This window comes from Labedella endophytica (genome assembly GCF_003990045.1).
GTDB lineage: Bacteria > Actinomycetota > Actinomycetes > Actinomycetales > Microbacteriaceae > Labedella > Labedella endophytica.
Genome location: NZ_RZGZ01000002.1, coordinates 405,582 through 431,635 on the forward strand (window position 1 = coordinate 405,582; position 26,054 = coordinate 431,635).

Below are 26,054 nucleotides of genomic sequence, written 5' to 3' on the forward strand. Positions count from 1 at the left end.
ATCAGGCGACATCCGACCCCGCGGGAATGCGATCGACCCGCCCCCCGTTGCACCGTATAGTTGAAGCTACAAGCAATTACGGAACGCGAGGACCCCATGACCCCCACCGATGAACGCCTTCTGGCTGACGCCACGTCGATGGGCGCGGTCACGCTCCGGGTCGGCGACCTCGAGAACATGAGCGCGTACTACGCGAACGCCTTCGCGATGCAGCCCCTCGAGGAGAGGAGTCGCGGCGACGAGGTGCACCGCGTGCTCGGTCGCGGCACGACTCCTCTCGTCCGCCTGATCCACACGCCGAACCTGCCGGCGGTCGATCCCCGGCAACCGGGCCTGTTCCACACGGCGTTCCTCTTCGACGACGAGCCCGCCCTCGCCGCCACGGTGTACCGCGCCGCGCAAGACCCCCGCAGCCGCTTCGCGGGCTCGAGCGACCACCATGTGAGCGAGGCGTTCTATTTCACCGACCCCGAGGGCAACGGTGTGGAGCTGTACCGCGATCGACCACGCACGGACTGGATCCGGAACAACGGTCGGATCCACATGACCACGACGTACCTCGACCCGAATGCGTACCTCCAGCGCTTCGTCTCGCAGGAGGCGCTCGATGCCGGGCCGTCCGCCGCAGGCCGGGTCGGCCACGTCCACCTGCAGGTGGGCGACATCGAGACGGCGCAGCTGTTCTATGTCGACGCTCTCGGTTTCGGCATCACGACGAACGAGTACCCGGGAGCGCTCTTCGCGTCCGCCGGCGGCTACCACCACCACATCGCCATGAACACGTGGAACAGTGCGGGGGCGGGCCCGCGCGCTGCGAGTCTGGGGCTCGGTGAGGTGTCCGTGACCGTGCCGACGTCGGAGGAGCTCACCGCCCTGCAGGCGCGACTGACGGCTCAGGCCCTGCCGTTCGCGAGCGACGGCCGCACGGTCACCGTCACCGATCCCTGGGGTACCGTCGTCACCGTGAGCCTGCCCGACCTCTCCACCGACGAACTCCTCGCCCGATGACGCGGCTGCGCGACGTGCGGTCGCCGGAGTGGGACTCGACGTCCGTCGACTCGCCCGTCGTCCTGTTCCTGCACGGTTACGGCTCGCATGAGCACGATCTCGCCTGTCTCGCACAGCCCCTCGCGATCGAGGGACGCTGGGCGTCGCTCCGCGCTCCGCTCGACATGCCGGGCGGCGGGGCGGCGTGGGTGCCGATCACGACGCCGGGCCGACCCGACCCGGACGCGGTCGCCGAGGCGACGGCCGCGGTCTGGGCCTGGGTGGACGAGAACGTGGACGACGGCTCCGTCATCGTGCCGATCGGCTTCTCGCAGGGCGGACTCATGGCGAGTCAGCTCCTGCGCACCCGACCCGATCGAGCCGCCGCGACGGTCATCCTCGGCGGCTTCGTCCTGGCCGTGCCACAACCGGCGGACGAGTCACTCGCGACTGCGCGCCCGTCGGTATTCTGGGGTCGCGGTGCGGAGGACCGTGTCATCACGGAGCACGCGATCGCCCCGACGTCCGAATGGCTTCCGGGCCACTCGTCGCTCACGGAACGCGTCTATCCGGGTCTCGCGCACGGCATCCACGCGAAGGAGCTCGCCGATGTGCGCGCGTTCCTCGACGCGCACACCACCGTCTGATCCGCTCGATACGATGACGCGGTGAGCGACGACAGCATGACTGATGACAGCGTGGAACCCGGCATCTACGAGCACTTCAAGGGATCACGCTACGAGGTGGTCGGGGTCGGGACGCACACCGAGACGGGCGAGGCGCTCGTGTTCTACCGCACGCTCTACGGCGACTACTCGTTCTGGGTGCGCCCGCTCGCGATGTTCGCGGAGCACGTGGAGCGCGACGGCTACGCGGGCCCGCGCTTCCGCCGCATCGCGTAACCGTTCTTCTCAGACCGCGCGGACCTCGACCTCGCCGTCGCCCGTGAAGACGACGGAGCGCGTCGCGACCTTGTCCGTGAAGAATCGGTCGTGGCTCACCACCACGACGGCGCCCGGGAAGTGCACGAGGGCGCGCTCCATCACCTGGGTGCTCGGCAGGTCGAGGTGGTTCGTCGGCTCGTCGAGCAGCAGTACCGAGGCACCGGACAGCAGGCACTGCGCCATCGCCACGCGCGCCTTCTGACCACCGGAGAGCTCCCGGATGCGCTTCTTGAGGTCGGCCTCCGAGAACTGGAACATCGCGAGGAACCGCCCCACCGACTTCCGCGTCGCCGTAAGCGCGAGGCTGTCCGGCATGGCGTTGACGGAGTGCGTCACGGTGTCGTCGAGGTCGAGTTCCTCGAGCACCTGGTTGTAGGAGACGACTTTCGCCCCCGCCGCCCACGTGGCCGAGCCGGCGTCCGCTCGCTCCTCCCCCGTGAGCACACGCAGCATCGTGCTCTTCCCGCTGCCGTTCGCGCCGATCACGACGATGCGGTTGCCCCGGCGGATCTCGAAGCTCACGCCGTCGAAGAGCTGCTGCTCGCCGTAGGCCTTCGAGATGCCCTCCACCCGGCACAGCACGTCCTTGATGTGGAGCCCGCGGTAGATCTCGGTGATGATCTCGTCGACGGGCCGCGGCGCCCGCGACTTCTTGATGCCGGCGAGCTGCTTGCCGAGGTCCTTGCCCTTGTTCTTCGCGGCCTCGCGGCGGTCGGAGATGCCCTCGGCCTCGAACGCGAGCAGCTCCGACTCGTGCTGGAACTGCTGCTGCAGCGTCTTCAGCCGGAACTGCTTCTGCACGACGTACTCGGCGAAGTTCCCGGGGTATTCGTGTAAGTGGAAGTTCTCCACCTCGACGATGCGCGTCGCGACGGCGTCGAGGAAGGTCCGGTCGTGGGAGACGATGATCGCGGCGCCGTCGAAGCTGCGGAACCACGACTCGAGCCACTCGACACCCGCGACGTCGAGGAAGTTCGTGGGCTCGTCGAGCAGCAGCACGTCGGGCTCCTCGAGGAGGATCTTCGCGAGGGCCGCGCGGTTCCGCCAGCCGCCGGAGAGCTCGTCGATCGGTCGTGTGCGGTGCTCCTCGCGGAAACCGAGCGTCGTGAGCGCCTGGTCGATCTTGCGCTGGTAGTCCCACCCCTCGAGCCGGTCCATCTCGCCGAAGAGCTCCGACTGGCGGCCGATGAGGTCGTCGAGCGCGTTCGCGTCGGGACCGTTCGCGATCGACGCCTCGATCGCGGCGAGTTCGTCCTCCACCGCGTGGACCTCACCGAAGAGGCCGTCGAGGACCTCCAGAATCGTCGCGGTGCCGTCGAGCTCGGAGAACTGCGAGAAGTAGCCGATCCGGGTGCCGGGGTCGACGACGACGGTGCCGGAATCGGGCTGCACCTGTTCGAGGACGAGCTTCAGAAGGGTCGTCTTGCCGGAGCCGTTGCGACCGATGAGGCCGACCCGATCCTTCCGTTCGAGCCGCAGGAACGCCTCCCGCAGGATCTGCGTGTTCTCGAGGCGGACGTGCACGTCGTTCAGTCGGACCAGGCTCATTCGGGGGGACCTCTCCTCCCGCGGCGGCGGGACGCCCCCGCGCGTCGGGAGCCGTGTCCAGTCTCCCTCACCAGGGCGTCGCCCCGGGACCGGTGCTCCCGCCGACGCTCAGCCGGTGGCGGCCGCACGCCGACGGGCGGGCGTCGTGCGCGGCGTGGGGCGCGACACGAGCACGGGGCACGGCGCGGAGTGCTGGATGCGCTGGGCCGTGCTGCCGAGCAGGATCGTCTCGCTCAGGCCTTTCCCGCCGCTCGCCACGACCACGAGGTCGGCCTCCAGCTGTTCCGCGGCCTTCACGATCTCGGCGGCCGGCGAGCCGCTGCGCACCTTCTTCGTCACCTTGGGACCCCATCCGTCGAAGACATCGGCGACCACGGCGAGGGCATTGTTCGCCTCCTCGCGGAAGCTGAGGTCGCCGGACGATCCGCGCGAGCGGGTCAGTTCGTTCGCGAACGGCACGGCCGCGCGCGGGCTGACGACCGCGACGATGACCACCTCCGTGACCTTCTGCGGGTCGGCGAACGCCATGAGCTGGCGTGCGGCCGCCAAGGACTGTTTCGACCCGTCGGTCGCCACGATGACACGCATGGTCATTCCTCCTTCGTCGTGTTGCTCGAACGTGTGTCGATTGTGTCCGTCGCAGTCGAGCCCGTCGAGACCCCCGGCGTCTTCTTGTGCCCAAAGACCTTCTCGACGATGTAGAGCACCACGCCGACCGCGAGCAGCCCGGCCACCCACAGGAGCGAGCTCGGGTCGTCAACGATCACGTAGACGAGCAGTACGGCGTTGCCGAGGAGTCCGACGTAGAGAAGCGGCGTGTTGGCACGGAAGCTCTCCCCGTGCTCGTCCTTCCCGCGGAGCTTCAGCGCCGCCACGATCACGAGGCCGTAGATGAAGAGGAGGAACACCACGGTGACGTTGGCGAGGGTCGTCACGATGTCGATCCCGATCGCGTCGTTGAGCATCGCCCCCACGATGAGAAGCGCCGCGACCACGACGGCGGCGAAGAGGAGCGCGACCCACGGGCTGCGGCGCGTGTGGTGGATGCGGCCGAACATGCTCGGCACGATGTCCTCGCGCGCCATCCCGTAGAGGATGCGCGACTGGGTGACGACGGCGACGAGAGTCGTGTTCGTGATGGCGACCATGGCGATGATCGCGAAGACCACAGCCATGACGGCGACGGAGACCGGCAGGATGCCCGCCTCGACCACTTCGAGGAGCGCGGCATCCGACTCGGCGAGCGTGTCGACGGGCACGACGAGCGCCGCGGTCATGGCCACGAGCACGTAGATCACGCCGGCCGCGATCATGCCGCCGACGAGGGCGCGGGGGAACGTCTTCGCCGGATTCACGGTCTCCTCCGCCACGTTCGCAGCGTTCTCGAAGCCGGTCATGGCGAAGAAGGCGAGAGCCACGCCAGCGACGATGGCGAAGATCGGGAACGTATCCCCCGTGTCGACCTGCACGAGGACCCCGAAGTCGGCGGCGCCCTGCGAGACGTGGATGACGCCGATGACGAGCACGATCGCGAGGCCGGCGATCTCGATGATCGTCATGACGAGGTTCGCGACGACCGATTCGGTGATGCCGATGAAGTTGACGAAGGCGAGAAGCACGATGAACACGAGCGTCACGATGAGGGCGGGAGACGCGGGGACGACGGTACCGAAGTATCGCGCGAATCCGTTCGCGAGCGAGGCCGTGGCGGCGAAGCTCGCCGACAGCATGCAGATGGTGACGAGGAAGGTCAGGGCCGGCTTCCGGAACGCCGTGTTCACGTACAGCGCGGCACCGGCCGCCCTCGGGTACTTCGTCACGAGCTCCGCGTAGGCGAGACCGGTGATCGTCGCGACCGTGACGCCCACGGCGAAGGCGATCCAGAACGCGCCTCCCACCTCGCCGGCCACCGCGCCGATGAGCACGTAGATGCCCGATCCGAGGACATCGCCCAGGACGTAGAAGAACAGGAGTCGGCCGGTGATGGACCGCTTCAGCTCACTGTTCGATGCGTCGACCTGGTCGTCCGCTGTTGTGCTCGACATGGCGGGAGGCTATTCCAGGAAATCCGTCCGCCAGAGGGGTCGACACGAGGCGCTGACGTCTGATCGGACCGGATCAAGGGGTCGGGACGTCCGACGTCGAGTCCCGGATCACGAGACGTGTGGCGAGATCGATGCGAGGCCCATCGTCCGTCCTCACGTCGAGAGCGCGCCGCTCGCCGAGCCGCAGGAGCATGCGGAGCGCGCTCGCGCCCATCTCGTGCAGGGGCTGCCGAACCGTCGTGAGGCCGGGCGTCGCCCAGGACGCCTCCGGGATGTCGTCGAAGCCGACGACGCTCAGGTCGTCGGGTACCCGCAGCCCGAGGTGGCGTGCCGCGTCGTACACACCGATGGCCATCATGTCGGAAGCGGCGAAGATCGCCGTGGGCCGGTCCGGCCTCGACAGCAGCTCGACGGCGAGGTCGCGTGCCTCGTCCCGGTCCCAACCCGCCGCACCCACGAATGCCTCGTCGACGGCGATGTCCCGCGCAGCCAGAGCCGAACGGAAACCGTCGAGCCGCGCACGGCTGTAGAGGTGGTTCCGCTCGCCGCCGATGAGACCGAACCGCGTGTGTCCGCGGTCGATCAGGTGATCGGCGGCGAGACGTCCGCCCTCCCAGTTGGTGACCCCCACACTCGCGACGCCTTGCGGCGGCGGACTCATCGGATCCAGCAGGACGACAGGGATGCCGGCCGCACGCAGGGCGCTCAGCTGCGTCGAGGTCGCGTCGACGAGCACCACGATCGCCCCGCTCGACGGACGCCGGAGGAGCCGAGCCACCCAGTCGCGACCGGGCCGCGCGATCGTCATGACCACGTCGTGGTCGGCGTCCGTCGCGGCCTCCTCGACCCCCGTGAGAATGCCGTTGGCCCACGATCCCTCCACAACGCTCACCACGAGGTCGACGAGGCGCGGCGATCCGTCCGTAAAGCGCCCCGGCGGGCGAGCGCCGGGAGAGCGCTCGTAGCCGAGCTCGCGCGCGATCGCGGTGACACGATCGCGTGTGCTCGCCGATACGTCCGTCGCACCGCGCAGCACCTTGGACACCGTCGGGGTACTGACGCCCGCGGCCGCGGCGACGTCGGCGAGGGTCACGCGCGATGCGTCCGTCATGACCGTCCCCCGATGGTTGCGCGTCGATCACGCCACGGTTGTCTCCGAGGTCGCCGGAATGCGGTCACGACCTGCCGCGCACGGCCGATACCGCCCGATCGTAGAGCGTCGCGAGGTCATCCCGCCCGCCGCCTCTGACCCAGACCTCGCCCGCCGCATCGAGACAGGCGATGGCGCTCGCGACGATCGCACCCGGCGCCGGGTCGGCCAGGTCGTCCTCGGCGATTCCGAGCCTCCGACGGATGTCGGGCATGAGGAGCGTCTGCCAATGAAGGTGTTTCTCGATGCTCCGCGATCGAAGGGACGGCGTTCCGTACATCATCGTCGCGATCTTCATCGTGACGTCGGGATCGATCGCGAGTGCGTCGACAGCATGAAGCGCCTCGCGCAACGCTTCCCACGGCCCGACCGTCGACGGCACCTCCTCGAGCGCCGCCCGGACGAGCTCACCCTGGCTCGCGAGGTCTCCCAGAACGATGTCCTCCTTCGTTCCGAAGTATCGGAAGAAGGAACGGCGAGAGATTCCGGCAGTCGACGCGATCTGGTCGATCGTCGTCTGCTCGAAACCCTGGTCGAGGAACAAGCCCATCGCGATACTCGTGATCTCGTCATATGCCGCCTGGCGCGATCGCTGCCAGAGGCTTGTCTCTACTCCCATGCCGACATCCTAGCCTCGATGCCTCATTGACACTCGGTGCCAGTTTGGCATACCGTCGAGATCGACGCTCGCCGCATCCGCCGCCCACGATTCAGGAGACCCTCATGCCCGCTCTCGATTACGCCGACCACACCATCCTCATCACCGGAGCGTCGTCTGGCATCGGCGCATCGTTCGCCCGCGCGCTCGCCCGTCGCGGGTCCGATCTCGTGCTGGTCGCCCGCCGCGAGGACCGCCTCCGGGCGCTCGCCGCCGAACTCGAACAGGCCCACGGAGTGACCGTCACGGCGATCGCCCAGGATCTCGGATCGCCCTCTGCCGGCACGGACCTCGCATCCGCGATCGCAGCGGCCGGCCGTCGCGTGACCGGGGTGATCAACAACGCCGGTTTCGGCACATTCGGCGATTTCATCGACGAGGCGCCCGGCCGGCTGTCCCAGGAGATCGCGGTCGACATCCACGCACCGGTGCAGATCAGCTCTGCGTTCCTGCCCGGCATGGTCGCGGCCGGCGATGGCTTCCTGATCAACGTCGCGAGCATGGCCGCCTACACGCCGACCCCACGGATGGCGGTCTACGGCGGGGCGAAGGCCTTCGTGTTGAGCTTCACCGAGTCCGTGTGGGCCGAGACGCGCTCGTCCGGCGTCACCGTCTTCGCCCTCTCCCCCGGTGCGACGAGCACCGAGTTCAACGCGGTGGTGGGCACCGACGACGCCACCGCGGGAGCACGGATGCGAACCGCCGATGACGTCGTCTCGACAGCGCTCTCGCACCTGGAGAGCAGGAATCCCGGCCCCAGCGTGATCGACGGCTTCTCCAACAGGCTCAGCGCGAACCTCGGGCGAGTCCTGAGTCGACGGTCCATCGCAGCGCTGATGCATCGGCTCACGGATCCAGCACGACGCACACGCTCCACCTCCGACGTCCCGCGCCTCTCGACTCCGTGAGCTCTCTCGCTGTCGCGACCGGCCCGCTCGAGACGAAGGCACGGACGCGCACAGCCGCTCGGAACGCGGGTTCGGGAATCCGGCCCGGCCCCGCGGCGCGATCCGTCCGTCACGCCGACGCCCAGGCCCGCCGGATCGCATCGGTCTGCTCGTCGACGCTGAACCCGGCGACACCGATCACGACGTCGACCTCGGGCGGGGTCTCCATGAGGCCGTGCAGGAGATCGAACTCGTCGTCCGTGAGGTAGACCCTGCGTGTCGCCGCACGCTCGCGCGCGTCCTCCAACGGGATCGCGAGGTGCACGACGATGCACTCGGGGAGCTCCCTGCGGTAGGCGGCGAGCGCCTCGACCGTGACGACGTCGGCGATGGTCACAACGAACCCGGCCTCCACCAGATTGCGGGCCACTGCGGCCACATTTCGGGCGGCAAGGACGTGTTGCTTTCGCCCTTCCTCACCGCTCCAGAGCGTCGCGTCACCGGCCACGACGAGCTGCCGGATGTCGTCCGCATCGATGAAGGCTCCGCGCTCCTGCTCCTCGGCCAGGCGACGGGCGCACGTCGACTTGCCCACGGCGGGACCGCCCGAGATCACCAGTGGTCGCATCCTCGCCCGCCCTTTCCGTTGAATCGACCGTAGCGCTCGAGCCGCGGTCCGGATCCTCGCTTCAGACAGCGTTCACGAGCACCACCGCTTCCGCGACGGCCCGGCGCGAGCCCGCGAGGTGCCACCGATGGCCCGCGCGCTCGACGACGACCGCTGCGCCGCCGGCGCCCTCTACGAGTGCGCGGCCCGGGAGCCAGTCCCATTCGGCGCAGTCGGCCTGGATCCACAACCCGATGCGCCCGGCAGCCACGTCCGCGAGGTCGCACGAACCGGAACCGTTGATACGCACGGTCGCCGCCCCGGAGATGACGCTCGACATCACGGACAACCGGGATCGATCGCCCAGGTCGGCCGCATCGAGATAGGTCGCGACGCTGCATTCCTCGAGCGCCCTGTCTCGCAGCCTGCTCACGGGTCGACCGTTCAGCTCGGTGCGTCCGCCGGCGGCCACCCACGTCTCGTCGGGGACGACGCGACGCACGGCCCCCACGGCGACGTCGCCGTCGACCTCGAGTGCCACGGCGCTGCACCAGCCCGTCAGCCCGGAGACGAAGTTGAACGTGCCGTCGACCGGGTCGACGACCCACCGGCGTCCGTTGCTCGACGGTGACGCCGCACCCTCCTCGCCGGTCAGCCCGTCCTGCGGCCGCGCGTTCTGCAGCATGCTCCGCACGAGGTCCTCCGCGGCCCGATCGGCAGCGGTCACGAGGTCCGCTGCCGACGACTTCCGCTCGGCGGCGATGCCCTCGAGTCGCATCACGTTCGCCAGATCGGCAGCGTCGGCCACCAGGGAGAGAGCGAGAGTCTTGTCGTCCACGGTGCGAGGCTAGCCGGTCGACGTCGACGACGGTCGGCGCCCTGAACCACCTCGCATCGCGACGGCTCCGCCGATTGCGCAAACGGTCGAGCCTTGTGCCGCGCGGATCGGATGTGCATACTCGCTCTGCGCACGCCGCGCCCGTCGATTTGCGCAACTGATCACCAGAGCACCCTGCCGCGGCCGACGCCGCCCGTCAGTGAGGACGACATGACCACCCCGCATCCGCATCCCCCGCGAACCGCCCTCATCGTGCGCGGCGGCTGGGACGGCCATCAGCCCGTCGAGGCCACCGAGCTCTTCATCCCCTTCCTCGAGGCGAACGGCTTCATCGTGCGCATCGAGGAGTCCCCCGCGATCTACGCCGATCCTGAGTACATGGGCTCCGTCGACCTCATCGTGCAGGCCAACACGATGTCGACCATCGAGAAGGAGGAGTTCGAGGGCCTCCGCGCCGCTGTCGAGGCGGGCACGGGCCTCGCGGGCTGGCACGGCGGGATCGCCGACTCGTACCGGAACACCTCCGACTACCTGCAGCTCGTCGGCGGCCAGTTCGCGTCCCACCCGGGGAAGGCCCCGGAGGAGCGCACCGGCGAGCAGTCCGACAACTACGTCCCCCACCTGATCCAGATGACGGACGCCGCAGCCGAACACCCCATCACCGCCGGCATCGCGGACTTCGAGCTCACGACCGAGCAGTACTGGGTGCTGCACGACGACTACATCGACGTGCTCGCGACCACGACGCAGGCCGTGCGGCCGTGGGACCCGTGGAACCGAGAGGTCACGTCGCCCGCGATCTGGACGAGACAGTGGGGCGCCGGCCGCATCTTCGTGTCGACGCCGGGACACCGGGTGGAGATCCTCGAGAACACCAACGTCCGCACGATCATCGAGAGGGGCCTGCTGTGGGCGGCCCGCTGAGCATCGGCATCATCGGGCTGGGCAACATCAGCGCCCAGTACTTCGAAGCCATCCCCCGCCTCCCCGGGTTGGAGCTCGTGGCCGTCGCGGACCGGAACGGTGAGCTCGCTCGGTCGGTCGCGGCGGAGCACGGCGTTGCCGCGCTCACGGTGGACGAACTGCTCACGGACGACCGTGTCGACGCTGTCCTGAACCTCACGACGCCGGAGTCTCACGTCGAGATCGGCCTGCGCGCCGTGCGTGCCGGGAAGCACGTGTACGCGGAGAAGCCGTTCGGCCTGTCTCCCGCGGAGGCCCTCCCGCTGCTCGAGGCCGCCGCCGCGAGCGGCCTCCGCATCGGCAGCGCCCCGGACACCGTGCTCGGCACAGGTATCCAGACCACGCGAGCACTACTCGACGGCGGCGCGATCGGCGAGGCGGTCGCTGCGCAGGTGCACTGGTCGGCACCCGGGCACGAGCGCTGGCACCCCAAGCCGCTCTTCTACTACCAGCCGGGTGCCGGCCCGCTCTTCGACATGGGGCCGTACTACCTCACGAGCCTCGTGCAGCTGTTCGGACCGGTCGCTCGCGTCTCGGGGCTCACGACCCGCTCTCGCCGCCCGCGCACGGTGGAGACGGGGCCTCTCGCGGGCACCCACATCCCCGTGGACGTGGAGACCCATGTGACGGCGCTCCTCGAGCACACGAACGGCGTGACGACCACCCTGACGGTGAGCTTCGACGTCTGGGCGACGCGCTCGCCCCTCTTCGAGGTCTACGGCACGGAGGGCACGATCGCGGTACCCGATCCCAACCACTTCTCGCTCCCGGTCTCCCTCTCGACACGCTCCGAGCCGGAGTGGCACGAGGCGCCCGCGGCCGGGGGCTACGCCGACGCCGGGCGCGGGTACGGCCTCGCCGACATGGCGCGCGCGATCGAGACGGACCGCCCGCACCGTGCGTCCGGCGAGGTTGCCTTCCACGTGCTCGAGATCATGGATGCGGTGCTCCGCGCCGGCTCCGAGCGCCGCGTGATCGAGCTGTCGAGCACGGTCGAGCGGCCGGAACCTGTTCCCCTGGGGGCGGCACCCGACACGTGGTGACCCGTCATTGCGGTCTCGCGTCGGCGGCAGAATGAGCACATGAGACTGCACTCGACCACGGCGGGCGATGGCGCCCGGCACATCGGCCTCGTTCACGGACTCGGCGCCGACGGCACCACGTGGGACCCGCTCGTCGAACGACTGCTGACGACGGGCCGCTACCGGATCACGACGATCGACCTCCGTGGCCACGGTCGCAGTGACCGAGCATCGTCCTACGCGCTCGACGACCTCGCGAACGACCTCGCCGAGACCCTTCCGCCGCAGCTGCACGGCGTGATCGGACACTCCCTCGGCGGCGCCGTGCTCGCCCGCGCGGTCGAGCACCTCGCCCCGGAACGGGCGATCTACCTCGATCCGGGCTTTCGTCTCACGATCCCCACCACGGGGATCGCCGGTCGCCTCTTCTGGCTCGTCCCGATCGTCACCCTCGGCGCCGCACAGCTGCTCCAGGCCCGGAAGACGGCGGCGTCCCGTGCGCGATACCCCGCCGACGTCCAGACGGCGATGAAGGCCGCCCAGGCGCGATTCGACACGAGGATGGCGATCGAGGTGTTCCGCGACGTCGCGTTCCATCCTGTGCCCGTCGCTCCTCCGGTCGTCCCCTCCACGATCGTGCTGTCGGACGACTCCCCCGCGGTGCTTCCTGATGTGTACGCGTCGAAGCTCGAGGCTGCCGGATGGGAGGTGCGGCGGATCCCCGGAGTGCACCACGACATGCACCTCGAGGACCCGGGGCGCACAGCCGAGATGATCCTCGACCTGCTCTGAGCGGGCCTCCGCAGCGGCCGGCACCTCATCGAGCCGCCGTAGGCTGAGGACATGGCCACTGTCATCCTCGTCCGGCACGGACGCACCACCGCCAACGCGAGCGGCGTGCTCGCCGGACGGACGGAGGGAGTGCGACTCGACGACGTCGGGACGCAGCAGGCCGAGCGCACGGCCGAGCGCCTCGCGGCGGTGACCGTGGTGGGTGTCGTGTCCAGTCCGCTCGAGCGTTGCCGTCAGACCGCGGACATCATCCTCGGCCGGCAGGACGCGGCTCTCGGTATGACGATCGAGGACGCGATCACCGAGTGCGACTACGGCGATTGGCAAGGCCGCACCCTGAAGGAACTCGCCACGGAGAAGCTCTGGGGCACGGTGCAGCGCCAGCCGTCCGCCGTGGTCTTCCCCGGCGGCGAGTCGATGACGACCATGCAGGGGCGGTCCGTCTCCGCGATCCGCCGCCTCGACGCCGAGATCGAGGCGCAGCACGGCGCCGGCGCCGTGTGGGTGGCCGTGAGCCACGGCGACATCATCAAGTCGATCCTCGCCGACGCCCTCGGCATGCACCTCGATCTCTTCCAGCGCATCAACGTGGGCCCCGCCTCCGTGTCGATCGTGCGCTACGGACAGGACCGGCCCGACGTCGTCTCCACGAACACCGATGCCGGCGATCTCTCGTGGTTGCGATCCACAGCTCCGGCGGGCGATGCACCGGTCGGCGGCGGAGCGGGACCCGAGGCCCCCGCGGCCTCCTAACATGGAGTCATGCCTTCCATCGTCCACGAGTTCGAATGGCCGGACCGCGTCGTCGTGGGCACGGTCGGCCGCCCCGGTGACCGCACCTTCTACCTCCAGATCCGCGCGAGCTCCCGCCTCGTGAGCATCGTGCTCGAGAAGGAGCAAGCCGCGGTGCTCGCCGAGAAGATCGACGAGATCCTCGACGGCCTCATGGCATCGGGCGACGACAGCCTGAGCATCCCCGCCGACACCCCCGTCGAACTCGTCGACAACGACCCGCTCGACGAGCCCGTCGACGGCGAGTTCCGCACCGGCACGATGGCCCTCGGCTGGGACCCCGTCACCGCGCAGATCACCCTCCAGGCGTTCTCGATGGTGGACGAGGACGCAGACCCCCAGTCCCTCGAGAGCGAGCCGGAAGCCGTGCTCCTCCTCAAGATGCCCGTCGGCACGTCGCGAGCCTTCGCGCACCGCACGCGCGAGATCGTGGGCGCGGGCCGGCCGCTGTGCCCGTTCTGCGCTCAGCCCATGGACCCGAGCGGTCACACGTGCGTCCTTCCGGGACTGATGTGATGTCCGTCAGTGACCGCTCGACGACCGGCGGCGCATCGCGATGACCTCGCGAGCCGAGGTCGACACGAGCGCTCTCGACGAGACGCCGCTCGAGCTCACCGGGCGCATCACGACGGCCTCGAACGCGACCTTCCTCGGCACGATCGGCGACACCTCTGTCGTCTACAAACCCATCGCCGGTGAGAAGCCGCTGTGGGACTTTCCCGACGAGACGCTCGCCATGCGCGAGGTCGCGGCGCACCTCGTCTCCGAATCCCTCGGCTGGAACGTCGTGCCCCGCACCTGGCTGCGCAGCGGGCCCCTCGGCATGGGCATGGTGCAGCTCTGGCAGGAAGCCGACCCCGAACAGGACGCCGTCGATCTCGTGCTCGCGGAGGAGGTGCCCGACGAGGGCTGGTGCCACGTGTTCGATGGGCACGACGAGGAGGACCGCGTCGTCTCGCTCGTCCACGAGGACACCGTGGCGCTCCGCCGCATGGCGGTCTTCGACGTGGTCGTGAACAACGCCGACCGGAAGGGCGCCCACATCCTCGCGATGCCGGACGGCCACCGCCACGGCGTCGACCACGGTCTGACGTTCCACGAGGAGGACAAGCTCCGGACCGTGCTGTGGGGCTGGCTCGGCGAGCCCCTCAGCGCCGACGAGCTCGCCGGTCTCGACCGCGTGCTGGAAGACCTCTACGGATCCCTCGGTGACGAACTCGCCGGCCTCCTCACGATCGCCGAGACGGACGCGCTCGCCTCCCGTATCGAGGTGCTCCGCTCCACGGCTGTCTTCCCCGGACCCACGGGCCACATGCCCGCGTTCCCCTGGCCGCTCTTCTAGGGAACGGCGCCGACGACCGCGATCGCCGCGTCCTCAGTTCACGAACGCGATGCTCGTGACCGAGCTCGCCATCCACACGAGGGCACCGACCACGAGCAGAACCACCGCGCCGACGATCCACCACCCGCCGCCGGATCGCCCGGGATGATCCTCCGGTGTCTGCGCCATGTCAGCCCCGGCGGGAGAAGAGGCCGGGCGCTCCGCCGTCGCCGCGGCGTGAACCGAGGTACGAGTCCACGACGGCCGCGCCCAGGTCGTCGGCCTCCGGGGCCGTCACGCTGCCGCCCACGCGGTGCGCCATCGCGTCGATGAAGCGTGCGAGCCCCGGGTCCTCCCCGAGGCGGAAGAACGTCGTGTGCGCGCCGAGCCGCATCGAGTTGTCGAGCTCGCGCACGGCGTGCGCGACCGTGATCGGGTCGGGCGGGTAGTTGAAGTACACCTCGCCGTTCGGTTCGAGGTGCGACGTCGGCTCTCCGTCGGTCACGATGAGGAGCACCGGCTGCGCGTTCGGGTGCTTCCGGAAGTGGCGATTCGCGAGCAGCAGTGCGTGGTGCAGGTTCGTGCCCTTCTCCCACATCGCGTCGAGGCCCACGAGCTGCTCGATCTCCATGACCGCGGCCTCGCGGCCGAAGCCGATGAGCTGCAGCTGGTCGCCGCGGAACCGGCTCGAGATGAGCGTGTGAAGCGCGAGCGCGGTGCGCTTCATCGGCACCCAGCGACCGTCCATCGCCATCGAGAACGACGTGTCGACGAGGAGCGCGACACACGCCTGTGTGCGTTCCTCCGTCTCCTGCACCTCCACGTCGCCGATCTCGATGCGCACCCCCGCACCCGTTCCCGCACCCTCGCCGGCCGTGCGCGTGATCGCGTTGGTGACCGTGCGCGTGACGTCCCATGGCTCGGTGTCGCCGAACGCCCACTCGCGCGTGGCCCCGGAGAGCTCGCCGGCCGCGCCCGTGCCGCGGAGGTCGCGCGCCCCACGACGACCCGACATGCGCTCGGCGATGTCGCGCAGGAGTGCTTTGCCGAGGTGACGCATGGCCTTCGGCGTGAGCTTCAGCTGGCCGTCGGTGCCGCGCTTCATCGACCCGGAGTCGCGGAGCGCCTTCTCGAGCCGCTGGAGCGCCTGCGCATCCGTCACCGACTCGTTCCCCAGCTGACGAGCGAGCTTGTCGAGATCGAGGTCGTCGAGCTGCGATCCGTTGTACGACTGCGACAACTGCTCCCACAACTCGTCGAGGTCCGCGAGGTCCTGGAACACTCCTGTGCCATCACCGAGACCGAGGCCCTGCTCGCCGTCCATGCGCTCGCCACCGGTCCAGTCCTCACCGGGACGGAGCGAGCGGAGGGTGTCGTCGAGGCGACCGAGCTCGCTCATGAGGTCGGGCGAGCCGAACGCGTCCTGCGCGAGTGCGTCGAGCTCGTCGCGCTGTTCCTGGGTCATCGAGTTGCGCATGCGCTGAGCGGCGGCGGAGCGGGCCGCGAGCGTGTCGAGGAGCTCGTCGATGGTCTCCGGATTCTCCGGGAAGTGCTCGCCGTGCTTCTCCATGAAGTCGTCGAACTGCTGCTGCGTGCCCTCGCCGCGGCGGTGGGACTCGAGGAGTTCATTGAGGTCCGAGAGCATCTCGGCGATCGCGGCACGGTCGGCGTCGGACGCGTTCTCGAGGGCGTTCTTCATTCCCGCGAAGTGCTGGTCGAGCATCTCCCGACCGAGGAGGTCCTTGATCTTGTCGAAGTCCGCCCGCGCCTCAGCGCTCTGCCATCGGTAGTCGCCGAGCTCCTTCACGGCCGCCGCGGCCGACGGCGGCAGATTGTCGAGCTGCATCTCGGCCAGCGCGCGGTCGCCGTCGTCCATGAGCGCGTCGCGCGCGAGCTGCTTCCGCTCGGCGAGCACGGCCTTGTCGAGCAGCTCGCGGATCTCCTGGAGCGTGCCGTCGAGGTTGTGGTCGCGCGCGAGCTGCTGGCGGCGTTCGGCCACCTGCCGGGCGATGTCGTCGAGGCCGAAGCCGTCGCGCGGCCCGCGGCGGAGGAACTCCCGCAGCGCCTGCTCCGGCGAGGACCCGGCCATGACCTCTTCGCCGATCGCGTCGAGCGCCTCGGAGAGGTCGACGGGAGGAGCGAGCGGATCCGGACCGTCGACGTACTTGCCGTAGCGGGCGTCGCGTGTGAGGCGACGGTTGGCTCTAGCCATAGATGGTCTCGCCGCCGCCCGACTCCTTGCTCACCCGGCGCGACAGGTAGAGGCCCTCGAGGGCGAGCTCGATCGCCCCGGCGCGCTGGCCGTCGCTCGTCGCCTCGAGCCGGCCGGCGATCTCGTCGTACAGCTCGGACTCGCCGAGTACCGGGAGCCCGGCGAGGAAGTCACGAGCGGTCACCTGCTCCCCCGTGGTCACGAGGGCGCCGGACTCGAGCGCGTCCACGAGGAGGGTGAAGTCGAGCCCGCGGAAGTGCGCGCGCACCGTCTCGGCCGTCGCGGTGCGGAGCAGGTGGTCGAGGATCTCGTCCTCGCGGCCCTCCTCACCCGACTCGAACTCGATCTTCCCGCCGAGCACGTCGACGGCGGTCTCGAGGTCGACGGGCCGCGCGACGGCCTCGTCCTCGCCCTGTCGCGTCGCTCGGTGGATCGCGGCGGCCGCGATCGTTTCGGCCCCGGCGATCGCGAAGCGCGCGCTCACACCGCTGCGCTGGTCCACGGCGGGTGACTCGCGCAGGTTCCGCGTGAAGCGGGCGAGGATCTCCACGAGATGGTCGGGCACTTCGGCGGTGAGCTCGGCCTCCTGGCGGATCACGGCCACCTCGTCGGCGAGCTCCGTGGGGTAGTGCGTGCGGATCTCGGCGCCGAAGCGGTCCTTGAGCGGCGTGATGATGCGCCCGCGGTTCGTGTAGTCCTCGGGGTTCGCGCTCGCGACGACGAGCACGTCGAGAGGCAGCCGCAGCACGTAGCCGCGGATCTGCACGTCGCGCTCCTCCATCACGTTGAGCATCGCGACCTGGATGCGCTCGGCGAGGTCGGGCAGCTCGTTGATCGCGACGATGCCGCGGTGGCTGCGCGGGATGAGACCGAAGTGGATGGTCTCCGGGTCGCCGAGGCTGCGTCCCTCGGCGACCTTCATGGGATCGACATCGCCGATGAGGTCGGCGACCGACGTGTCCGGGGTCGCGAGCTTCTCGACATAACGCTCGTCGCGGCTCCGCCACGTCACCGGCAGCTCGTCGCCGAGGTCCTCGGCTCGCCGGCGACTCTCGGTCGTGATCGGCTCGAACGGGTGCTCGCCGAGCTCGGAGCCCGCGATCACGGGAGACCACTCGTCGAGCAGACCCGCGAGGGTGCGGAGGATGCGCGTCTTGCCCTGGCCGCGCTCGCCGAGGAGAACGATGTCGTGTCCGGCGATGAGCGCGCGCTCGAGCTGCGGGATCACGGTCTTCTCGAAGCCGTGCAGCCCGGGCCACGGGGCGCGCCCCTCGCGGAGCGCGGTGAGGAGATTGTCGCGGATCTCGGTGCGGATGGTCTTCTGGACGTGTCCGGAGCCCCGGAGAGCGCCCACCGTGGTGTCGTCTGGTCGATTCACACCGGCGATGTTACGCCCGGAAATCGGGGGTGGGTACAGGTTCGCGGGAGCCGCTCCGACCCGCTACACGTCAGCGACTCTTCCGCCCGAAGAGGGAGCGCCGCGGGGCCGCTTTCCGGTAGAAGGGGGCGATGCTCGACAGCATGTGGCTCGCGCCCGGCGTCGTGTACATCACGTCCACCGGGTGCGCCTGCGAGAAGAGGACGAGGGAACGGGAGAGATCGTCGCCGATGCGCTCCCGGACGTCCTCGGAACCGACCACGACGAGCAGGTAGGCCTGATCGTTCGTCGACGGGGTGACCTTCCAGCCGAGCACGGCCTCCGTCACGGCTTCCTGCCGGGCGAACATCGCGGAGAGGGCGTCCTCCATGCCCGGCGGCACGTGGGCGGGCTGACCCACCATGATGGGAGTCTCCGCCTCGACGACGGTCGTCGTCACCGCGGCGGCACCGTCGAGCACGTGGGCGATCTCTCCCGGCAGGAACTCCTTGCCGTGGGACGAGTGCGGGTTGAGCACGAGGGTCGCACCCCGTGTCATCTCCCAGAACGCGCGGCACGGGAGCCCGATGTAGCGGCCCTCGTAACCCGGGATGGCGGCGATCGTCTCCTGGAGCCGCTCCTCCGAGGTGAAGAACGGCTGAACCGGTGCCCGGTCCGGCCCGACGAGGGGAGGAAAGGTCGCCGTCTGACCGCCGCCCTCGGCGTCGGAGACGACACCCGGCACGATCACCGTCGCCTGCAGCAGCTCGGCGACGAACGCGGGAACACGGGTCGGCTCCGTCGCCGCCGCGGCCAGGAGGGATTCGAGATGCGCCTGCTCCGTCGTCGTCACCCGCCCAGCCTACGGCGGCGGCCTGTCACTCGGCGGGGGCGTTCACGCGCACGAGCATCTTGCCCGTGTTGGCGCCCTTCATCATCTGGAGGAACGCATCGACCGTGTTCTCGATACCGTCGACGATCGTCTCGTCGTAGGCGATCTCGCCCGCGGCGAACCAGGCCGTCATCTTCTCCTGGAATTCCGGAGCGAGGTGCAGGTAGGCCGAGAGCGTGAAGCCCTTCAGCGTGAGCCCGCGCGTGATGATGTTGGCCATGTTGACCGGTCCGGGCACGGTGTCCGTGGTGTTGTAGCCGGCGATCGCACCGCAGAGCGCTGCGCGGCCGCCGTCGTTGAACGCGTCGAGCGCGGCCTCGAGGTGGTCGCCGCCCACGTTGTCGAAGAACACGTCGATGCCCTCGGGCGCCGCGGCGGCGAGCTGGCCCTTCACATCGCCGTCCTTGTAGTTGAAGGCCGCGTCGTAGCCGTACTTCTCCGTGAGGAGCGCGACCTTCTCGGCGGATCCGGCCGAGCCGATCACGCGCTTCGCGCCGAGAAGGCGGGCGATCTGGCCGACGGCTGTGCCGACGGCGCCGGCCGCACCCGAGACGAAGACGGTGTCGCCCTCCTTCAGGCGGGCGATCTCGGTGAGGCCCACGTAGGCGGTGAGGCCCGTCATGCCGAGGATGTGGAGGCGGAGCGAGAGCGGCAGGCCGGGCACCTCGGGCACGACGCGGAAGGTCGACGCGTCCGCCTGGATCACGTCGGTCCAGCCGTGCTGGTGGAGTACGACCGCGCCGACGGGCACGTCATCCGACGCCGACTCGACCACGCGACCGATCGCGCCGCCCGTGATGGTCTCGCCGATCGCGTACGGGGGGACGTAGCTGCGCACGTCGTTCATGCGACCGCGCATGTACGGATCGACGGAGACGAACTCGTTGCGCACGCGCACCTCACCGGGGTTCAGGTCGCCGTAGGTGACGGTCGCTGTGCGGAAGTCCGCGGGCGTCGGCCAGCCGGTCGGGCGGGCGTTCAGCTGGATCTGGGTGCTCGTGGACGATGTGCTCGTGGTCTCGGTCATGTGTCGACTCGCTTTCCTTCGGGTTCTGCAACGATCGTTTCAGTATAGACTCGATCCGACGAAGGGCTCGGCCATGGCACGCACACAGGCGTTCGAACGCGACGACGTCGTGCGTGCCGCCCGCACGGTCTTCTGGCGCACCGGATTCGACGCCGCCTCGATCCCGGAGCTCGAGACGGCGACGGGCCTCAACCGTTCGAGCCTCTACAACACGTTCGGTTCGAAGCGCGGATTGTTCGACGTGGCCGTGCAGAGTTATCTCGACGAGGTCGTGCGCCCCCGCCTGCGGCCGCTGCGCGCCGACAGAGTAGAGCACGAGGCGATCCTCTACTACCTCGACTGCCTGCGCACGGCGTTCGAGAACCTCGACTCGCCGTCCGCGTCGAACGGTTGCCTCCTCATCAATACGGCGGGCTCCCCCATCGCCCGAGACGAGGAAGTAGCCCGGATCGTGTCCGACTACCGCTCCGAGCTGCGCGAGGCTATCGGAGCCGGCGTCACGGCCTTCATGGGCGCCCCGCCGTCGCCGGAGTCCGAGCGGCTGTCCGATTCGACCACCGGTCTCGTCGTCGCCGCCTTCGCCCTCGCGCGCGTGGCACCGGGTGAGGCCTCCCGGCTGCTGCAGACCGCGCGCGAACAGATCACGGCGGTGCGAGCGGCCTGACGGCCAGCCCTCCGGCCGCGGGATCCGCACGCGGAACGAAGAGCCGGGCCGTGGAAGACTCGACGTATGCCGGGTTTCCATCACGTCGAGGTCTGGGTCGCCGACATCGAGCGAGCGAGTGCGGCGTGGGGCTGGTTGCTCGAGCGGCTCGGCTTCACCCTCGACAACGAATGGTCCGGCGGTCGATCCTGGTCGGCGGGTGGCGCCTACCTCACCCTGACGACATCGCCGAACCTCTCGGACGCGCAACACGATCGCCGACGGGCCGGCGTGAACCATCTCGCCTTCCACGGCGGCCCACCCGCTTCGGTCGATGCCGTGATGACCGAGGCGCCGACTCACGGGTGGACGCCGCTCTACACGGAGCGCTATCCGCACGCCGGCGGCGTCGAGCACTATGCGGGCTGGCTCGAGAACATCGACGGCTTCAAGGCCGAACTCGTGGCCGATCGCAACCCTGCTGCAGCCGCGTCAGTCGGCGGAACGCCGCATACGTGAGCGGAGGACGATCTCGCGCACGCTCGTGCCGACGAGACCGATGACGAGGGCCGCGAGGATCGACGGACCCTGATTCGCCTCGCCGCTCAATGCCATCCGGAACACCTCGAGGCCGTAGTCGAGCATCTCGGCCGGTCGGCTCGCGAGTATGCGCGTGCCGAGTGCGGCACTCGCCGCCGTGGAGATCGCCGTCCCGATCCAGAGCAGCCCGAGGCTGAGAACCCACGCGATGGCACGCGCGGCCGGCCGGAGGCCGCACCAGGCGAGCGTCGTACCGACCACGACCGCCGCGAACCACGGGTAGAAGCCGATGAGCCAGACCTGGGCGGGTGACGCAGTCGCCGACGTTCCGAAGGGGATGATCAGGCCACCGACCCAGCTCGCGATCGGAACACCGATCGCCGCGATCGCCACGGTCGCGACACCGCGAGGGGCCCGCGCCACGAGCAGGAGGATCACGAGACCCACGACGATCGCGAATGCCGTCCCCGCCGTCAGACCCCCGAGGTAGAAGGTGGACTCCGTGCGCTCCGCGAGCCCGTCGGAGACCACGACGACGGTCTGGATGAGAGCGACGACCTGGACGAGGGCGACACCCACGACGATCGGCCACACACGGAAGCCATTCCGTCGCCGCAGGAGCCGCGCGACCATCCCCGCGAAGAGCGATCCCACGGCGATGAGGGCGACGATCAGCGTGACCGCGTACTGACTGAACGGCAGGAGGGCGATCGGCATGCCGCCCTCGGGCGCCGGACCCTCCCAGAGATTCTGCAGCGGGAGCCGCATCCCCGTGATGATCCAGGGCAGGAGGCCGAGGATCGCACATCCGGCGCCGATTGCGAAGAGGACGAGCGCCCGTGGCGCCGTCGGCTCACCCGTCGACGCTCCGGTCGTCGACGCTCCGGTCGTCGACGCCCCTGACGGTGCGATCACCGGGCAGTGGCCGGGTTCGTGCCACGCGGGAGGACGAGCCAGACGCTCGCCCCGCCGAGAGCAGAATCTTCGATTCCCATGCTCCCGCCGTGGGCCTGCACGATCCGGCGGCAGGTGGACAGACCGATCCCGAGACCCGCGATCTCGTCTCCCACGGCGCGCTCCATCAACGCGAAGACGCGTTCGCGTTCGGAGATCGGCACGCCCGGGCCGTCGTCGTCGACCGAGATCCGCCAACCGGACGAGATCTCCATCGCGGTGATACCGATCTGCGGCGTCTTCCCCTCGGCCGAGCTGAACTTGAGCGCGTTCGCGACGAGGTTCTGGATGACCGCTCCGAGAAGCGTGCGATCCCCGACCACATCGAGTCGCGCATCGACGACGATGCCGGCGCCCGTCTCACGGATGGAGGAGTCCAGGTCCTCGAGCACCGTGCGGACGAGCTCCTCGAGATCGATGTCGACCATCCGCGGCTGCGCTCCCCCCACACGCGCGAAGTGCAAGAGGTCCGTGATCATGCGCGCCATTCGGTCGGCGGCCGATTCGGCGCGCGCGAGCGACTTCGCCGCCTCGGGAGCGTTGACCATCTCGGGGCTGTCGCTCGCGAGTTCGAGGAAACCGGAGACCGCCATGAGCGGGTTGCGGAGGTCGTGACTCACCTGGCCGGCGAACTGCGCGAGCTGCTCATTGGACGTGCCGAGCTCCGCGGTGATGCGTCGCAACTCGAGCACGTCGACCACCTGGTGGGCGAGGATCTTGAGGGCGTCGCTCGTCTCCGGGTTCAGGTCCTTGGGGTCCTCGTCGAACACGCACAGCGTTCCGATCGCGATTCCGGCGGGCGTGACGAGCGGGCTCGACGCGTAGAAGCGGACATCCGCGATCTCACCGGTGACGAACGGGTTGTCGGCGAATCGCTCATCGACCCGTGCGTCCCGCACGGTCACGTGACCCGGGCGCTCGAAGACGCGGGCGCACATCGAGTCCTCACGGGTACACGAGGCGGGCTCCATGCCAATGGCGGCGACCTGGTGCTGGAACCGGTCGTCGATGATGTTGATGACGGCCTTCGAGACCCCGCACAGAGTGGCGGCGAGCTGGACGAGGCTCTGGAGATCGGCCCGTGGCGGCTCGCCGACGAGGTGGTACTCGGCGATCGCGGAGCGTCGCGTGATCTCTTCCGCTGTCCTCACACGATCCCCCTCGCCGTCGTCGACGTTGGTCGATGTTATCCCGCGCTCGACTCCCGCACAGCGTCCGCCGCACGTTCCTCGTCACGCATCGATCACACCGGAGCGCTCCCCCGTCCGCCGCGCGCGACGCGGATGGCGACCGTCGCGAGCACGAGGGCGACGGCGACCACGACGGCCGCGATCGCGACGGGCTGCGACACGAGCTCGCCCGTGGTCCGCGACACCGCGACCCATGAGAGCCCCCACGCGAGCGAAGCCGTCGGTGACAAGCGACCGCGGCCGTAGAGCGCGATGACCAGTCCCGCGATCCCCGCGACGACCAGGATGACGATGCCCCACACGTCGGGTTCGAGGCCGAAGCCGTCGAAGCCCGCGGTCTGGAGCCCTGCCGTGATGTTCGCGGCGGTCGCGATCGAGACCCAGCCGAGGTAGAGGCCCATCGTGCCGTCGAGCACGATCGATTCCACGATCCCCTGCCCGTTCGTGCGAGTCCGGACCACCCCGACGAACGTGTACAGCAGAGCTGCGAGGAGGATGACGATGACGATGCAGCTGAGCCAGAGCAGCCCGGCCTGCACGCTGAGGATCCATGCCGCGTTCAGCAGCAGCGTCACAACGATGGGATAGCCGAGTCGGCGGTTCCGCTCGCTCACGGCAGGCTTCGGGAACAGCTGCCAGATCGTGTAGGCGATGAGGCCGGTATAGATCACGGACCAGATCGAGAACGCGGGTCCGGCCGGGGCGATGAGCGTCGAGTCGGCCGTGAGCGCCCCACCGACCTGGTCCTGGATCGGCGTGCCGATCACCGCACCGGAACCGATGAAGGACCCGATGATCGCAACGACGGCGCTGATGACGACGACGACCTGCCGTGTGCGATCCGAACGGGTGGGGGTGGTGGCGGCCATGATGACTCCTCGCGCTGGCTACTTCACTAAAACAATTAGTAACTGTAAACCCTAGCGACAGGATTCGCGAGCCGGTCGCGCACTCGTCGGTACCACCTCAGGCGTCAGCGCCGCCCGGCGAAGACGGCGTGCAGCAGCGGGACGACGGAGCCGATCATGAACACCGTGCCGAGCACAACGTCGTCCGGGCGGAGCACGGCGCCGGCCACGAGGAGGGCTCCGAACACGAGGGCGGAGAGGACCCGTCGCGCGGAACGCTCCACTCGAGAGAGTCGGCGCTCGATCTCCGGCGTGGTGACCGCGACCGTTCCGTTCTCGAACCGCGTCACGAGATCGTCGAGCCGCCGGGGCAGACGAAGGGCCAGTGTGGCGGCCTCGACGGCCTGCTTTGCGACGTCCTGCACGACGTTGCCGCGCTCCTCGCGGATCAGCCGCTGCGCATACGGCTCGACGGAGTCCCAGAGGTTGAACGCCGGGTTGAGGGAGCTGCACACGCCCGAGGTGAGCGACATCGCGCGGATCACGAGCAGGAAGTTCTCCGGCAGCTGGAACGGGAGCGAACGCACGACGTCGCCGAACTCCTCCGCGAAGTCGCGGAACTCGCGCGGGTCGACCTCCCGGAGCTCGGCGAAGCCCATGCCGCCGAACCGCGCGAAGAGCTTCGTCATAGCCCGCTCGAGCTCGGTCGTGTCCGAGGACGGCAGCAGCACGCCGACGTCGCGCGCGGCGTCTACGAGACCGGCTCCGTCGCGCGAGGCCGCGGCGATGAGGAGCTTGCGCAGGCCTGCCCGGGTGTTCCGGGAGACCTCCCCCATCATGCCGAAGTCGATGAACGTGAGCACCCACGCGCGACCACCCTCCTCGGGCGGCAGTGGCGTGACGAAGACGTTCCCCGGGTGGGGGTCTGCGTGAAAGAACCCCGTGCCGAAGAACTGGTCGAACATCACGGAGGCGAACTCGCGCGCGACGTCGTCCGGGTCGATGCCGGCCGCGGCGAGGCCGTCGAGGTCCGTGATCTTGATCGCGGTGACGTCTTCGAGCGTGAGCACCCGCCGCGTGGTGCGCTCCCACACGATCGCGGGGACGCGCACCCGGTCGTCGTCGGCCACGTCGGCGGCGAAACGCTCGGACGACACCGCTTCGTGCAGGTAGTCGATCTCCTCGAGGCTCGTCACCGCGAACTCCTCGACGAGCGCGGGGGCATCCACGCGATCGGACACGAGCCTCACATGACTGAGCCACCCGCCTACCTTGCGCAGCGCGGCGAGATCGACCTCGACGATCGCGTCGATCCCCGGTCGCTGCACCTTGAGGACGACTTCGTGCAGGCCCGTGTCCTCCGCATCGAGAGGGCCGAGCACGGCGCGGTGCGCCTGCCCGAGCGACGCTGCGGCCACGGGCACCTCGTCGATCCGCGCGAACGCCTGCTCGAGCGGCACGCCGAGCTCGGCCTCCGCGAGAGCACGGATCTGCGGGAACGGCACCGCCGGCACCTCGTCCTGCAGTCCCTCGAGCTCTTTGGTGATCTCAGGCGGGAGCACGTCGAGGCGCGACGACATGAACTGTCCGACCTTGATCATCAGACCGCCGAGGTCGACCGCGAGCACGTGGAAGCGACGCGCGAAGCGCTGCATGCGCCTCGTCCGGGTGCGCTCGGCGATCGACGTGAGCCCGATCCGGGGAAGGAAGAGCTCGAACCACCACGTGACCGCGAGGTTCCAGGCCGCGAATCGCAGGATGCGGCGATACCGCGCCCGGGTGCTCCCCGTGCGCGGTATCGCCGATGTCTCGAGGCGCCGAGGCGCAGGTGGCACCC

The 26,054-nt window shown here is 69.4% G+C and carries 28 protein-coding genes; 12 read left to right on the top strand and 16 right to left on the bottom strand.

The features are described from left to right. Positions 1-96 precede the first annotated feature (96 nt). Genes ELQ94_RS05440 through ELQ94_RS05450 form a run of 3 tightly spaced genes read left to right on the top strand, consistent with a single transcriptional unit; the run spans position 97 to position 1,889 of the window. Positions 97-1,008: a VOC family protein gene (locus tag ELQ94_RS05440; RefSeq protein ID WP_127047987.1), complete on the top strand. Its 912-nt coding sequence runs from the start codon at positions 97-99 to the stop codon at positions 1,006-1,008. Next, the gene (locus ELQ94_RS05445) at positions 1,005-1,634 is read left to right on the top strand and encodes an alpha/beta hydrolase (protein ID WP_127047989.1); all 630 of its coding nucleotides are present in this window, start codon (positions 1,005-1,007) and stop codon (positions 1,632-1,634) included. The genes ELQ94_RS05440 and ELQ94_RS05445 overlap by 4 nt, the downstream gene beginning before the upstream one ends. A 21-nt stretch (positions 1,635-1,655) precedes the next feature. Continuing rightward, positions 1,656-1,889: a DUF1653 domain-containing protein gene (locus ELQ94_RS05450; protein WP_243696880.1), complete on the top strand. Its 234-nt coding sequence runs from the start codon at positions 1,656-1,658 to the stop codon at positions 1,887-1,889. 9 nt (positions 1,890-1,898) lie between these two features. Here ELQ94_RS05450 and ELQ94_RS05455 read toward each other — a convergent pair whose 3' ends face one another. From ELQ94_RS05455 to ELQ94_RS05475, 5 genes are all read right to left on the bottom strand, one after another. Continuing rightward, entirely contained in the window at positions 1,899-3,479 is a 1,581-nt protein-coding gene (locus ELQ94_RS05455) for an ABC-F family ATP-binding cassette domain-containing protein (protein WP_127047993.1), read from the bottom strand. A 108-nt stretch (positions 3,480-3,587) separates the two neighbouring features. Continuing rightward, a complete protein-coding gene (locus tag ELQ94_RS05460) occupies positions 3,588-4,073 on the bottom strand; it encodes a universal stress protein (RefSeq protein WP_243696881.1) in 486 nt (161 codons plus the stop codon). Then, positions 4,070-5,524 (bottom strand): APC family permease, encoded by a 1,455-nt coding sequence (locus ELQ94_RS05465; protein ID WP_127047996.1) that lies wholly within the window; start codon positions 5,522-5,524, stop codon positions 4,070-4,072. Before ELQ94_RS05465 ends, ELQ94_RS05460 begins: the two co-directional genes overlap by 4 nt. Positions 5,525-5,597: 73 nt before the next feature. Then, positions 5,598-6,635, bottom strand: coding sequence for a LacI family DNA-binding transcriptional regulator (locus tag ELQ94_RS05470; protein WP_127047998.1), 1,038 nt, complete (start codon positions 6,633-6,635; stop codon positions 5,598-5,600). Between the two features lie 64 nt (positions 6,636-6,699). Next, complete coding sequence (locus tag ELQ94_RS05475) at positions 6,700-7,293, bottom strand: TetR/AcrR family transcriptional regulator (protein WP_127048000.1); 594 nt, start codon at positions 7,291-7,293, stop codon at positions 6,700-6,702. Between the two features lie 104 nt (positions 7,294-7,397). On the opposite strand from ELQ94_RS05475, the gene ELQ94_RS05480 reads away from it, so the two are divergent. Beyond that, entirely contained in the window at positions 7,398-8,240 is an 843-nt protein-coding gene (locus tag ELQ94_RS05480; RefSeq protein WP_127048002.1) for an SDR family NAD(P)-dependent oxidoreductase, read from the top strand. A 109-nt stretch (positions 8,241-8,349) separates the two neighbouring features. Here ELQ94_RS05480 and ELQ94_RS05485 read toward each other — a convergent pair whose 3' ends face one another. Together ELQ94_RS05485 and ELQ94_RS05490 are read right to left on the bottom strand one after the other, a co-directional pair. After that, on the bottom strand, positions 8,350-8,847 hold the full coding sequence (locus ELQ94_RS05485) for an AAA family ATPase (RefSeq protein WP_127048004.1): 498 nt from the start codon (positions 8,845-8,847) through the stop codon (positions 8,350-8,352). A 61-nt stretch (positions 8,848-8,908) separates the two neighbouring features. Then, on the bottom strand, positions 8,909-9,664 hold the full coding sequence (locus ELQ94_RS05490) for an inositol monophosphatase family protein (protein WP_243696882.1): 756 nt from the start codon (positions 9,662-9,664) through the stop codon (positions 8,909-8,911). Positions 9,665-9,874: 210 nt separating this feature from the next. On the opposite strand from ELQ94_RS05490, the gene ELQ94_RS05495 reads away from it, so the two are divergent. Genes ELQ94_RS05495 through ELQ94_RS05520 form a run of 6 tightly spaced genes read left to right on the top strand, consistent with a single transcriptional unit; the run spans position 9,875 to position 14,575 of the window. After that, positions 9,875-10,588 (top strand): ThuA domain-containing protein, encoded by a 714-nt coding sequence (locus ELQ94_RS05495; RefSeq protein ID WP_127048006.1) that lies wholly within the window; start codon positions 9,875-9,877, stop codon positions 10,586-10,588. Continuing rightward, positions 10,573-11,670 (top strand): Gfo/Idh/MocA family protein, encoded by a 1,098-nt coding sequence (locus ELQ94_RS05500; protein ID WP_127048008.1) that lies wholly within the window; start codon positions 10,573-10,575, stop codon positions 11,668-11,670. The genes ELQ94_RS05495 and ELQ94_RS05500 overlap by 16 nt, the downstream gene beginning before the upstream one ends. Before the next feature lie 39 nt (positions 11,671-11,709). Beyond that, complete coding sequence (locus ELQ94_RS05505; protein ID WP_127048010.1) at positions 11,710-12,441, top strand: alpha/beta fold hydrolase; 732 nt, start codon at positions 11,710-11,712, stop codon at positions 12,439-12,441. Between the two features lie 51 nt (positions 12,442-12,492). After that, a complete protein-coding gene (locus tag ELQ94_RS05510; protein ID WP_127048012.1) occupies positions 12,493-13,194 on the top strand; it encodes a histidine phosphatase family protein in 702 nt (233 codons plus the stop codon). A gap of 9 nt (positions 13,195-13,203) precedes the next feature. Next, the gene (locus ELQ94_RS05515) at positions 13,204-13,749 is read left to right on the top strand and encodes a DUF3090 domain-containing protein (protein WP_127048014.1); all 546 of its coding nucleotides are present in this window, start codon (positions 13,204-13,206) and stop codon (positions 13,747-13,749) included. A gap of 40 nt (positions 13,750-13,789) precedes the next feature. Beyond that, positions 13,790-14,575, top strand: a complete 786-nt coding sequence (locus ELQ94_RS05520; RefSeq protein ID WP_127048016.1) for an SCO1664 family protein — start codon at positions 13,790-13,792, stop codon at positions 14,573-14,575. A gap of 33 nt (positions 14,576-14,608) precedes the next feature. On the opposite strand, the gene ELQ94_RS17675 is transcribed toward ELQ94_RS05520, so the two are convergent. The 5 genes from ELQ94_RS17675 to ELQ94_RS05540 all read right to left on the bottom strand — a co-directional run bounded on the left by ELQ94_RS17675 (position 14,609) and on the right by ELQ94_RS05540 (position 20,042). Continuing rightward, the gene (locus tag ELQ94_RS17675; protein ID WP_279432475.1) at positions 14,609-14,743 is read right to left on the bottom strand and encodes a hypothetical protein; all 135 of its coding nucleotides are present in this window, start codon (positions 14,741-14,743) and stop codon (positions 14,609-14,611) included. Position 14,744: 1 nt separating this feature from the next. Further along, entirely contained in the window at positions 14,745-16,766 is a 2,022-nt protein-coding gene (locus ELQ94_RS05525; protein ID WP_127048018.1) for a vWA domain-containing protein, read from the bottom strand. Next, the gene (locus ELQ94_RS05530) at positions 16,759-18,144 is read right to left on the bottom strand and encodes a magnesium chelatase ATPase subunit I (RefSeq protein ID WP_127048020.1); all 1,386 of its coding nucleotides are present in this window, start codon (positions 18,142-18,144) and stop codon (positions 16,759-16,761) included. Before ELQ94_RS05530 ends, ELQ94_RS05525 begins: the two co-directional genes overlap by 8 nt. A 70-nt stretch (positions 18,145-18,214) precedes the next feature. Beyond that, a complete protein-coding gene (locus ELQ94_RS05535; protein WP_127048022.1) occupies positions 18,215-18,976 on the bottom strand; it encodes an enhanced serine sensitivity protein SseB C-terminal domain-containing protein in 762 nt (253 codons plus the stop codon). Positions 18,977-19,001: 25 nt separating this feature from the next. Beyond that, positions 19,002-20,042 (bottom strand): NADP-dependent oxidoreductase, encoded by a 1,041-nt coding sequence (locus ELQ94_RS05540; RefSeq protein ID WP_127048024.1) that lies wholly within the window; start codon positions 20,040-20,042, stop codon positions 19,002-19,004. 73 nt (positions 20,043-20,115) lie between these two features. Between ELQ94_RS05540 and ELQ94_RS05545 the strand changes: the two genes are divergently transcribed. Continuing rightward, positions 20,116-20,706, top strand: a complete 591-nt coding sequence (locus tag ELQ94_RS05545; protein ID WP_127048026.1) for a TetR/AcrR family transcriptional regulator — start codon at positions 20,116-20,118, stop codon at positions 20,704-20,706. Positions 20,707-20,772: 66 nt separating this feature from the next. Continuing rightward, a complete protein-coding gene (locus ELQ94_RS05550) occupies positions 20,773-21,204 on the top strand; it encodes a VOC family protein (protein ID WP_127048028.1) in 432 nt (143 codons plus the stop codon). Here the strand turns inward: ELQ94_RS05550 and ELQ94_RS05555 are convergent. From ELQ94_RS05555 to ELQ94_RS05570, 4 genes are all read right to left on the bottom strand, one after another. Further along, positions 21,178-22,140, bottom strand: a complete 963-nt coding sequence (locus ELQ94_RS05555; RefSeq protein WP_127048030.1) for a hypothetical protein — start codon at positions 22,138-22,140, stop codon at positions 21,178-21,180. The two genes, ELQ94_RS05550 and ELQ94_RS05555, sit on opposite strands and share 27 nt — an antisense overlap. Next, positions 22,137-23,330, bottom strand: coding sequence for a sensor histidine kinase (locus ELQ94_RS05560; protein WP_127048032.1), 1,194 nt, complete (start codon positions 23,328-23,330; stop codon positions 22,137-22,139). The genes ELQ94_RS05555 and ELQ94_RS05560 overlap by 4 nt, the downstream gene beginning before the upstream one ends. Positions 23,331-23,422: 92 nt before the next feature. Next, positions 23,423-24,238 (bottom strand): TspO/MBR family protein, encoded by an 816-nt coding sequence (locus ELQ94_RS05565; RefSeq protein WP_127048034.1) that lies wholly within the window; start codon positions 24,236-24,238, stop codon positions 23,423-23,425. Between the two features lie 104 nt (positions 24,239-24,342). Next, a complete protein-coding gene (locus ELQ94_RS05570; RefSeq protein ID WP_127048036.1) occupies positions 24,343-26,052 on the bottom strand; it encodes an ABC1 kinase family protein in 1,710 nt (569 codons plus the stop codon). Positions 26,053-26,054: the final 2 nt, after the last annotated feature.

Coding starts and splice junctions, on each gene's coding strand:
- ELQ94_RS05440 (WP_127047987.1), top strand. CDS start 97: ATGACCCCCACCGATGAACGCCTTCTGGCTGACGCCACGTCGATGGGC.
- ELQ94_RS05445 (WP_127047989.1), top strand. CDS start 1,005: ATGACGCGGCTGCGCGACGTGCGGTCGCCGGAGTGGGACTCGACGTCC.
- ELQ94_RS05455 (WP_127047993.1), bottom strand. CDS start 3,479: ATGAGCCTGGTCCGACTGAACGACGTGCACGTCCGCCTCGAGAACACG.
- ELQ94_RS05460 (WP_243696881.1), bottom strand. CDS start 4,073: ATGACCATGCGTGTCATCGTGGCGACCGACGGGTCGAAACAGTCCTTG.
- ELQ94_RS05465 (WP_127047996.1), bottom strand. CDS start 5,524: ATGTCGAGCACAACAGCGGACGACCAGGTCGACGCATCGAACAGTGAG.
- ELQ94_RS05470 (WP_127047998.1), bottom strand. CDS start 6,635: ATGACGGACGCATCGCGCGTGACCCTCGCCGACGTCGCCGCGGCCGCG.
- ELQ94_RS05475 (WP_127048000.1), bottom strand. CDS start 7,293: ATGGGAGTAGAGACAAGCCTCTGGCAGCGATCGCGCCAGGCGGCATAT.
- ELQ94_RS05480 (WP_127048002.1), top strand. CDS start 7,398: ATGCCCGCTCTCGATTACGCCGACCACACCATCCTCATCACCGGAGCG.
- ELQ94_RS05485 (WP_127048004.1), bottom strand. CDS start 8,847: ATGCGACCACTGGTGATCTCGGGCGGTCCCGCCGTGGGCAAGTCGACG.
- ELQ94_RS05495 (WP_127048006.1), top strand. CDS start 9,875: ATGACCACCCCGCATCCGCATCCCCCGCGAACCGCCCTCATCGTGCGC.
- ELQ94_RS05505 (WP_127048010.1), top strand. CDS start 11,710: ATGAGACTGCACTCGACCACGGCGGGCGATGGCGCCCGGCACATCGGC.
- ELQ94_RS05510 (WP_127048012.1), top strand. CDS start 12,493: ATGGCCACTGTCATCCTCGTCCGGCACGGACGCACCACCGCCAACGCG.
- ELQ94_RS05515 (WP_127048014.1), top strand. CDS start 13,204: ATGCCTTCCATCGTCCACGAGTTCGAATGGCCGGACCGCGTCGTCGTG.
- ELQ94_RS05520 (WP_127048016.1), top strand. CDS start 13,790: ATGACCTCGCGAGCCGAGGTCGACACGAGCGCTCTCGACGAGACGCCG.
- ELQ94_RS17675 (WP_279432475.1), bottom strand. CDS start 14,743: ATGGCGCAGACACCGGAGGATCATCCCGGGCGATCCGGCGGCGGGTGG.
- ELQ94_RS05525 (WP_127048018.1), bottom strand. CDS start 16,766: ATGGCTAGAGCCAACCGTCGCCTCACACGCGACGCCCGCTACGGCAAG.
- ELQ94_RS05540 (WP_127048024.1), bottom strand. CDS start 20,042: ATGACCGAGACCACGAGCACATCGTCCACGAGCACCCAGATCCAGCTG.
- ELQ94_RS05545 (WP_127048026.1), top strand. CDS start 20,116: ATGGCACGCACACAGGCGTTCGAACGCGACGACGTCGTGCGTGCCGCC.
- ELQ94_RS05550 (WP_127048028.1), top strand. CDS start 20,773: ATGCCGGGTTTCCATCACGTCGAGGTCTGGGTCGCCGACATCGAGCGA.
- ELQ94_RS05565 (WP_127048034.1), bottom strand. CDS start 24,238: ATGGCCGCCACCACCCCCACCCGTTCGGATCGCACACGGCAGGTCGTC.